The organism is Aeromonas sp. HMWF017 (assembly GCF_003061465.1).
Classification (GTDB): Bacteria; Pseudomonadota; Gammaproteobacteria; order Enterobacterales; family Aeromonadaceae; genus Aeromonas; species Aeromonas veronii.
The window spans coordinates 5,251-14,883 of sequence record NZ_QAJD01000091.1 but is presented as its reverse complement, the minus strand read 5'-3'; the positions used below and the strand labels follow the sequence as shown (position 1 = coordinate 14,883).

Annotated in this window: 8 protein-coding genes and 2 tRNA genes; 3 read left to right on the top strand and 7 right to left on the bottom strand. The window is 57.1% G+C overall.

Annotation, left to right across the window (positions count from 1 at the left end):
• From DBR30_RS08655 to DBR30_RS08635, 5 genes are all read right to left on the bottom strand, one after another.
• Positions 1 to 318: DoxX family protein (locus DBR30_RS08655; protein ID WP_258224365.1), on the bottom strand; the 318-nt coding region annotated here is incomplete at its 3' end.
• Positions 315 to 1,067 carry an HvfC/BufC N-terminal domain-containing protein gene (locus DBR30_RS08650; RefSeq protein ID WP_019446718.1) on the bottom strand — a complete coding sequence of 251 codons (753 nt, stop codon included), beginning with the start codon at positions 1,065 to 1,067 and terminating at the stop codon, positions 315 to 317. The genes DBR30_RS08655 and DBR30_RS08650, both read right to left, overlap by 4 nt.
• Complete coding sequence (bufB, locus tag DBR30_RS08645) at positions 1,060 to 1,908, bottom strand: MNIO family bufferin maturase (protein WP_108541862.1); 849 nt, start codon at positions 1,906 to 1,908, stop codon at positions 1,060 to 1,062. Before bufB ends, DBR30_RS08650 begins: the two co-directional genes overlap by 8 nt.
• A gap of 72 nt (positions 1,909 to 1,980) precedes the next feature.
• Positions 1,981 to 2,244 (bottom strand): BufA1 family periplasmic bufferin-type metallophore, encoded by a 264-nt coding sequence (locus DBR30_RS08640; protein WP_005334862.1) that lies wholly within the window; start codon positions 2,242 to 2,244, stop codon positions 1,981 to 1,983.
• A gap of 434 nt (positions 2,245 to 2,678) precedes the next feature.
• Positions 2,679 to 2,879 (bottom strand): YbfA family protein, encoded by a 201-nt coding sequence (locus tag DBR30_RS08635; RefSeq protein ID WP_005334863.1) that lies wholly within the window; start codon positions 2,877 to 2,879, stop codon positions 2,679 to 2,681.
• Between the two features lie 212 nt (positions 2,880 to 3,091).
• On the opposite strand from DBR30_RS08635, the gene DBR30_RS08630 reads away from it, so the two are divergent.
• Entirely contained in the window at positions 3,092 to 3,385 is a 294-nt protein-coding gene (locus DBR30_RS08630) for a hypothetical protein (RefSeq protein ID WP_005347702.1), read from the top strand.
• A gap of 48 nt (positions 3,386 to 3,433) precedes the next feature.
• Here DBR30_RS08630 and DBR30_RS08625 read toward each other — a convergent pair.
• Both DBR30_RS08625 and DBR30_RS08620 read right to left on the bottom strand, forming a co-directional pair.
• Positions 3,434 to 3,507, bottom strand: a tRNA-Cys gene (locus DBR30_RS08625).
• 57 nt (positions 3,508 to 3,564) lie between these two features.
• A tRNA-Gly gene (locus tag DBR30_RS08620) sits at positions 3,565 to 3,640 on the bottom strand.
• A gap of 249 nt (positions 3,641 to 3,889) precedes the next feature.
• On the opposite strand from DBR30_RS08620, the gene DBR30_RS08615 reads away from it, so the two are divergent.
• Complete coding sequence (locus DBR30_RS08615; protein ID WP_181363529.1) at positions 3,890 to 7,327, top strand: ATP-binding protein; 3,438 nt, start codon at positions 3,890 to 3,892, stop codon at positions 7,325 to 7,327.
• Between the two features lie 415 nt (positions 7,328 to 7,742).
• On the top strand, positions 7,743 to 9,428 hold the full coding sequence (locus DBR30_RS08610; protein WP_005362139.1) for an ABC transporter substrate-binding protein: 1,686 nt from the start codon (positions 7,743 to 7,745) through the stop codon (positions 9,426 to 9,428).
• Positions 9,429 to 9,633: the final 205 nt, after the last annotated feature.

Genomic DNA, 9,633 nt, shown 5'->3' with positions numbered 1-9,633 from the left:
GGAGATCACCGCCATGATATTGAAGCCAAACAGCAGCAAGGCGGCCGGGCGAGTAAAAAGCCCCGCCAGCAGGAAGAGCGGCAACAGCAGCTCGGTCGCCGTACCCAGATAAGCAGCCCACAACCAGGGCAGCAGGGGCACCTGATACTCGGATTCAAACAGATAGAGGGTGGAATCCCACGCCGTCAGCTTGAGCCAGCCTGAAGTGATAAAAACCGAGGCGACCCACAGCCGCGCCAGCAACAGCACACCAGCGCTGATCCAGCGCGGCAAATCACCACTTGAGCTGGCCAGCGCCAGCCATTTGTTTGCCATCATGGCATTATCTCCATATCCACCAGCAGACCAAGGGTTATCAGGCGAGTGAGATGTTCACTGGCCGCAGGGTCGGCCGCAAGCAGATCGACCAGCGCCGTACCAGCGAGACATCCCTGTAGCAGCGCCCACTCACCAGCCGTCAGGGGCAAGGGGGCAACCCGGCAATCCGGCTGTTTCTTCAATGCCAACCAGACGGGGGCATCAAGCACCTCCACCGCTTCTCCACCGTGCAGCGCCATCTGCCACAGGGCCAGCACCGGATAATCGCTGGCAACCAGCAGCAGATCAGTGGCTGGCAAGAGTCGCAGCCGCTCCCATTGTTGCGGCGATAATGCGGCCAGACGCTCGGCTGGCCAGCAGCGTGATTCCAGCGGCAGCAGACTGGCACGCTCAAGCTGCCATTCGAACTGAGCCAGCGCCTCCAGCCAGGGCAGTCCGGTTGTAGTTGGCAAGCGGGCCAGCCATTGGCCAAATCCGACGCCATAGTGCATGACGCTCCCTTCCCTGAGCGGCTCGGCCAATACGAAGCCACGGGCCGCCGCTGCAAAAAAGTCATCCCCGACCATAGCCTTGACGGCGGGATAACTGATCGCCAGCACCTCGCCAAGGCTCAGGATGAAGTGGTTGCGATAGACCTGCAGCACTGACTCGGCAGAAAAGAGCCGGGAGCTGATGTGAGGGGAAATGGCGTCAGGCGCCCCCAGCAGACCCTCGGCAAAGTGCTGTTGCAACTGTGCCAGTTCAGCCATGGGCCACCTCCCGTGGTGCACTCATGGCGCACGCCTCATCCAGAATGGCGCTGGCCTGCGCCGCCTCTGCCAGCAAGACCGGCAGCGGCGGGATCTCGAGATCCCACTCAATCAGGGTGGGAATGGCCTGCTTGCGGCAGATCTGGCGATAGAGTTCCCAGACCGGCTCCACCACAGGGGCGCTGTGGGTATCGATATAGAGGGAACCTTCCGACAGCAGCTTCTCGGTATAACCGGCCAGATGGATCTCCCCGACGGTGGCGAGATCGATCGCCGCCAGATACTCATCGCAAGAGAAACCGTGATTGAAGGCACTGACATAGAGATTGTTGAGGTCGAGCAGGATGCCGCACCCGCTGCGCTGCTGCAGCTCGGCCAGAAATTCCCACTCGCTCATCTCTCCGGCCAGTTGCAGATAAGAGGAGGGATTTTCAATCAGCATGCGGCAACCCAGAGTCTGTTGTACCTGCTGGATCTTGTCGCTCATGTTGCGCAGGGAGGCTCGGGTATAGGGCACCGGCAGCAGATCGTTGAAGTAACGCCCGCCAATGCTGCCCCAGCTGAGATGTTCGGAGATCCGTACCGGTTTGATCGCCGCGGCCAGTGTCGACAACTGCTGCAGATGGTGCGGATCGAGCGGGTCGGCAGAACCAAGGGACATGCCAACGCCGTGAAGACTGACGGGGTAGTGTTGCGCCAGTTCGGCGAGCACCTGAAAACCCTGGCTGTGCCGTTCGAAGTAATTTTCACTATGCACCTCCAGCCAACCGACTGCCGGCAGGGTTTGCCGGATCTCGTCGTAATGGGGAGTGCGTAATCCGATACCAATCAAAGGGTTCATCGCAAGACTCGCTTTCGCCAACCAGAGAAGATGCAGGGGGCGACCCATTGGCCATCCCCTGCCCGATGTCTCTTACTTGGGTTGCAGCGAACCGCCGACCAGCTTCTCGCACAGCCCTTTGGGCATCACCACAAAGGCATCACCCTGAGCATCTTCCTTGGCAGTACCGGCGCAGGAGCTGCTCTTGGTCGCACAGTCATTTTTGCTGGCCTTGACCACGCCGTAGCACTTCTCCTTTTCATCGGCAGCCATGGCTGGTGCCGCGATAAATTGGGCGCCCAGCGCCAGCAGACCGGTCATGGCGGAGGCGATAGCAGTGCTTTTTTTAACATTCATGTTCATGTTCCTTTTGATGTCGTTGGATGTTGCTGATATCCCCGATTTGTCGCAACCGGGTACCTGCAATAGAACCGGCAAACGGGATATTCCCTTTCAAAAAAAACACAAAAAGAGTTAAAAAACCCAAAAGCAAACACTCAATCAATTGATTTTAAACAGCTATTTCATCATTGAAAATTTCTCGACGACCACCCATTAATGAACGAGGAAAGTGCCATATGGTGCTTTCATCCCGTTAATCTTCTTCACTGCTTCCATCAAAAAAGATGCTTCAGACATAAAAAAGCCCCGCCAACAGGCAGGTCTGGATGTAACTTTAAAGAAACAAGAAATAAACAATCGGAGTGGTGTTGGGAGCCAGGAGTTGCGGCAAACAGATAAAAAAAGAGACAGCTTTGGCTGTCTCTTTTTGCACATGGTGCGAATGGGGTTTAGTAGAAGATCCGCTCGCCACGCTCGCTCATTTTGAGCCACACCGGTTTGGTGCTGGTTTTATTCCAGATCCGGTGCAGATAGCTGTAGAAGCGGGCACGATCGCTGCGAAACAGCATCACGGGGAAAGCCAGAATGCCCACCAGCAATACATAAATGCGACGAAGAATAATCTGAGTCAGGGAAAAGGGATGAAACATGATGTAACTCCTTACTGGTAAGACCACTGAGCAAAGATTACCCCACTCCATGTAGGATTACTACATCACCAACGCATTTTTTTATAAAAAAATGGTGAAAAACGGGAAATACTGAAAACGGGTTACGTTATTAACCAACAGTTAACAAACTTGCGAAAATCGTGCGCTTTGCCACAGTTATCAGGGGGAAAACATGCAGTAGGGAGACACGCATGAAACTGCCAGAAGTGGCACTGCTGGTGCTGATGGTTGCCCTGACACGGGCACAACTGGAGGAGTGGCAACTGAATCGGGAAGATGCCATCGTGCTGGCCGAACGGGGTGTGCCCACCGTCAGCCTGTGGCAATGCGGCACACTGAAGCAACGGATTGCGGATCTCAACCAGCACAGTGCCGAGGTGCAGTTTCAATATCGGGGGCAAAACATGGCGGATGTGAGCCACTATCTCGAGCGCGAGTGGAAACAGGCTGGCTGCGAACAGTTACTGGTACAGCAAGGATACTGACCGAGGATCAGACTCGAAGAGTGATGATTGAGATAAACAGAGAGAATATGGAGGCACGTTCCGGAGTCGAACCGGACTAAACGGATTTGCAATCCGCTGCATAACCGCTTTGCTAACGCGCCATGCTGACAAGACTGATTGTCTTGAAAGTGAGTTCCATCGTTGGTGCGATGGAAAATTGGAGCGGGAAACGAGACTCGAACTCGCGACCCCGACCTTGGCAAGGTCGTGCTCTACCAACTGAGCTATTCCCGCGTTACTGCTTTCGTGCCAGTTGCCTGACAACGAGGCGCATTATACGTACCACGAGCGCCAGCACAACCCCTTTTTCGCAATTTAAGCCCTGATGCAAACTGTTTGCTCAGGGTTTAAACGCCTTGCTGCATTTTTCTCCAGCCAGCTGTGACCCACCAAGCGAATTTGGGATAAAGTCGTTGAAATGATTACGCTTTCGTTCGAGACTTGAGCGGCTTAATAACCGGATTCTCAATTGAAAATCACAAGATGAAATGGATCTTCACGCTTCGTGGGCTCAGGCCGCAGTTAATGCTGGCTTTTTTCATGTTGGGCATGGTGCCCTTTTTGGTCATCACCCTCTTCTTCCTATACAGCCACGGCAAGGATCTCACCACCCAGACCTCCAACCATCTGGTCTCCGTTCGTAATATCAAGAAGAGTCAGCTCGAGGATTACTTCAACAACCTCAAAGAGCAGCTCATCAACTTCTCCCAGCAGGATTTTGCCGGCAACAGTATCGGCCGTTTCTATGGCTTTACCGGCGCCTTCGAGAAGTTGGGCACCACACCGCAGGAGGCCCGCAGCCGCGCTCAGGCCCGCTATCTGCCCGGTTCCTGGGATCAACTGCGCAAACCGGACAGCCAAGTAGAGATCGAACCCTCCATCACGGCGCTGATCCTCGCCGACGAGATGTATGGCCGGGTGCACCAGCGCTTTCATCGCGGCTATGCCGACATGGTGCGCAAGTCCAACTACAGCGACATCTTTCTGGTGGACCTCAACGGTGATGTGGTCTATTCGGTCACCAAGCACCCTAACTTTGCCACCAATCTGCTCTCCGGCCCCTACCAGGGCAGTGGCTTGGGCCAGACCTTCGCCAAGATCAAACGCCGCCTTGATGGCGGCCAGAAGCCGCAGCAGATCTTCGAATTCACCGATTTTGGCCGCAACGAGCTGACCGGGCAGGTGGTCGCCTACATGGCGGCGCCCGTGATGCAGTACGACTATGTGCGCGGTGTGGTGATTTTCGAACTGCTGCCGGACAAGCTCAACCAGATCATGGCGGAGCGGGAGGGGCTGGGAGAGACCGGCGAAACCATCTTGATCGGCCCCGACAAGCGGATGCGCGCCGATGCCTGGCTGGCACCGGAGTTCAGCGTCGAGAACAGCTTCAGCCCCAATTTCCGGCCGCTGCAAACCCCCCTCATCACCAAGACGCTCTCCGGCGAGCAGGGGGTCGGGCTGTTCCACTCCTATCAGGATGACGAGGTGCTGGCCGCCTACACCCAGGTGAAGGTGTTCGATACCGAGTGGGCCTTTATTGCCGAGATCTCCACCCGGGAAGCCTATGCCCCGATCCGCCAGCTGGAAACTCTGGTGATTGTGCTGGGTGCCGGCTCGGTGCTGCTGCTGATCCTCTTCTCCCGCTGGCTCTCCCACTCCATCACGGCGCCGCTGCGATCCCTGACCGAAGCAGCCGAGCAGGTGGCCGACGGCGCGCTGGATCACCCCATCGCCATCGAGCGCACCGGCGATGATATCGACCGGCTGGCCGAGGCGTTTCGCCATATGCAGCGCTCTGTGAAGGACAAGATCGAACTGATCGAACAGCAGACCCAGGAGCTGCAACAGCAGGTCAAGCTGACCCACAAGCAGAACCTCAGCTTGCAGCAGGCAGACAAGCTCAAGGATGAACTGCTGGCCAACACCTCCCACGAGCTGCGTACCCCCATTCACGGCATCAAGGGGATGGCCGAGTCGATGCTCGCCAGCCAGCAGGATTTGACCGAAGGGCAGCAAAAACAGCTCGGCCTCATCATCAAGAGCGCCGACGGTCTGGCCCGTCTGGTGGACGATCTGCTGGACTACCACCAGATGCGCTACGGCCAGCTGGAGATCCACTCCCAGCCCGTCTCATCAAAAGGGGTGATCCGGCTGGTGCTGGATCTCTGCCAGCATCTGGTACAGGCCAAACCCCTCACTCTGGTGGATATCAGCCCGGCCGAACTGCCGCCGGTGCTGGCCGACGAGCAACGGCTCGAACAGGTGCTCTACAACCTGGTGGGCAACGCCATCAAGTACACGCCGCAGGGCAAGGTGGTGCTCAGTGCCATCGTCGAGAACAACTTCCTGCGCATCAAGGTCACCGACACCGGCATCGGCATCGCCCCCGATCATCTGGAGCACATCTTCGAGCCGCTGGTGCAGATGAGCCCGGAGGTAAGCAAGCAGGGGGCCGGCCTTGGTCTCTCCATCACCCGCCAGCTGGTGCACCTGATGGGGGGCGAGCTGTTTGTCGAGAGCGAGCCGAGCGTTGGCTCTACCTTCGCCTTTACCCTGCCCCTTGCCACCGGCAAAGCGGCCAATCTGACTCAGGGCAGCCGCCAGATCGAGCATCAGCTGGTGCGCCAGCAACCGCTGATCCTGCCTGATTGGGAGAGCGACGATCTGCCCCCTCCCCCCGAGGATGCGCCGCTCATTCTGGTGGTGGATGACGAGCCCATAAACCTGCACATCCTGCGCCATCTGTTGCAACCCTGCGGCTACCGCATCCTGCCCAGCAGTGACGGCCACGATGCGCTGGCCAAGCTGGCCGAGGAGCAGGTGGACCTCATCCTGCTCGATGTGATGATGCCGACCCTTTCCGGTTTTGACGTCTGCCGTCGCCTGCGCCAGCAACACCCGAAAGATATGCTGCCGGTGCTGCTGCTCACCGCCCTCAACCAGCCCAAGGATATCGAGGAGGGCTTCGGGGCCGGTGCCAACGACTATCTGGTCAAACCCTTCTGCAAGGAAGAGCTGTTTGCCCGGGTCAAGGCACTGCTGGAAGCCAAGGCCGGACGCGCCTCGCTGGTAGAGAACCGGCTATTGAAGCAGGAGATCGAACATCGCCTCACCCTGCAGGAGCGACTGCATCAGGATCAGCAGCGCCTGCTGGCCCTGCTCGGCGAAGGGGCTGACCCCATGATCTTTATCGACGAGCAAGGCATAGTGCTGTTTGCCTCCCGGGTGCTGGCGCGCCTGCTGGGACAGGAGCCGGAAGCCATGGAGGGGCAGCCCCTCAATGAGTGGCTCGCCACTCCGCTGCAACAGCAGTGGCCCGACCTTGCCAGCGAGCGGGAACACAATCTGGAATTTCTGGTGGCCGAGCAAAAAGATGTACTCAACGCCCGCGCTCTGCCTATCACGCTCGGAGGACAGGCCGCTTTCGCCCTCACTCTGAGTACCGAGCTGCGTCAGGATGAGAACCGGGTAATGGCGCTGGAGAACGCCCTCAAGAACCTCTCGCGGCAAGCCATCATCGAAGATGAACAGCTGCTGGGCGAGCTGAGCCGCCTGGGTGGCGAGTTCCGTTCGCTGGCCGACGACCTTATTCGCCAGCAGGATGACGAGCCGCTGCGCCGTGCGCTGGTAGAGACCATGCAGCTCACCCTGGATGCCTGGCAGCAGGGGACCGGCAAGGGCAAAATCGTGCTGGCGGAGAAGAGCAAGCTGTGGCGGGTCTATATGGACAGATCCAGCCCGCAGACCCGTACCCTCGACAAATACCTGAGTCTGGACACCCTGCCCAAGTCGCCACGCTGGAAGACGGTAGTGGCCACCACCGAGTATGTGCTGGGCCACTGTCCGCTCAATGACCACCAGCGCCAACAGTTGCAGCACAGCGCACAGACCCTGCGTCAACTCGCCAACCGCAAGCCGTGATCCGGCGCCCTAAACGGGCGCCGGATCACAATTGGCAATCTGGTTTCTTTTTGCACAAAACAAAGCCCCGCACAACTCCGAAACCGAGAGCAGATCCAATTCACAAATTTGTCATATACGCCATTTTCACAGCCACTTTCTACGCGAGAGTAAATAACGCAAATCAATGATTCTAAAAAGATAAAAAAGCATTTTGACGAGATTGACGTAACACCGTCAATTTTTACGAAAACAACGAAATCAATAGTTGTTGTTTTCCTGTTAATTCTGGTTTGCTTAGTGCGTTGGAAAACAGAACGACAAAGGTTAGACACCTGACCAACACAGAGGGCCGATTTCATCAGCATGCGAAACCGGTGCTCACACAAAACAAGGCGAACCCTCGGGAATGCCAAAAAATAAGAAAGGAAAACATATGCTTGCCAAAGTATCCAAAATCTCTACCGCTGTAATGCTGGGAACCATGATGCTTGCCGGTGCCGCCGGTAACGCCATGGCCGCAGAAAACAAAACCGTGCTGACCATGGTCGCACAGCAGGAAACCGCCTGGGTCAAGAACTTCAACCCCTTCCTGCAAGCGGGCTTGCTGCACACCACCCGTCACTTCATCTATGAGCCGCTGGTGATCTTCAACGATATGCAAGGGGGCAAACCCGTCTATCGTCTGGCCACCAACTATGCGTTCAGCGATGACCTGAAATCCGTCACCTTCGATCTGCGTGACGGCGTGAAGTGGTCTGACGGCGAAGCCTTTGATGCCGATGACATCATCTTCTCCTTCAATCTGGTCAAGGCCAACAAGGCGCTGGATGAGCGCTCAATCTGGACCCAAATCAAGAGCGTCGAGAAGCTGGCCCCCAACAAGGTCAAATTCGACCTGACCGAGGTCAACACCAACGTGGTGAATGATCTGGTGCTGGTACCTATCGTGCCGGAGCATCAGTGGAAATCGGTGAAAGATCCGGTTGCCTTCACCAACGACAAGCCGGTTGGTACAGGCCCCTTCACCGAAGTGGACAACTTCTCCGCCCAGCTCTATACCCAGTGCCGCAACCCGCACTACTGGGATAACGCCAACCTCGCTATCGACTGTCTGCGTATGCCGCAGATGGCCACCAACGACCAGGTGCTGGCGGCTGTCATGAAAGGTGACATCGACTGGTTCGGCTCCTTCGTACCGGATATCGAGCGCCTCTACGTCGGCAACGATCCGAAGAACAACAAATACTGGTTCCCGGCCTCCGGTACCGTGGCGTTCAACGTCAACTTCCAGACCAAGAACCCGGGCAATAACGAAGCCTTCAACGACATCAACTTCCGCCGCGCCTTCTCCATGGCGATGGACCGCCAGTCCATGGTGGATATCGCGGGCTACGGCTACCCCACCGTCAACGAGTACCCGTCAGGTCTGGGCAAAGCCTTTGACTCCTGGAACAACCCGGAAGTGGACAAGAAGTACGGCAAGTACAACAAGTTCGATCTGGAAGGGGCCAAGGCCCTGCTGAAAGAGGCAGGCTACAAGGATTGTGACGGCGACAAGTTCCTCGACACCCCGAGCTGCAAAAAGATCGAGTTCAAGGTACTGGTACCGAACGGCTGGACCGACTGGGTCAACACAGTACAAATTGGTGTAGAAGGGCTGCAGGCGCTGGGCCTGAACGCCAAGACCGCCACCCCGGAAGCGACCGTCTGGACCGAGAACCTGATCACCGGTGACTTCGACGTCGCCCTGCAGGGTTACTTTGCCGGTGCCAACCCGCACAAGTACTTCGAGACCGCGTTCCACTCCCGCAACATGGGTGACCGTGGCAACCGCTTCGCCGCGCCCCGTTACAAGGACCCCGAGCTCGACAAGCTGATCGATGACTTCACCCAGACCGCCGATGCGGCCAAGCAGAAGGAGATCATGTTCGCCATCCAGGATCGTGTTGGTGCCAACCAGACCATCATTCCGGTCTTCAACAACCCGACCTGGTACGAGTACAGCACCAAGCGCTTCAACGGCTGGTTCAGTGCTGATAACCCGGTAGCCAAACCTCAGCTCCACCCGGACACCCCTGAGCGTCTGCTGCACGTGTTGTCCCTCAAGCCAAACAGCTAAACAATCCCGGCCCCCTGCGGGGGGCCATCTTCCCCGTTAATCCCCTTCTTGCCCGACTTTGCCGGGGTTGGGGTAGCTATACCCGACGCGGGGCAGACTTGCAGTAAAAGGTACTATCATGGGATTCATACTGAGACGCTTTTCCTTCTATCTGGTTGCCTTTCTGGTAGCCGCCACCATCAACTTCCTGTTACCCCGTGCCATG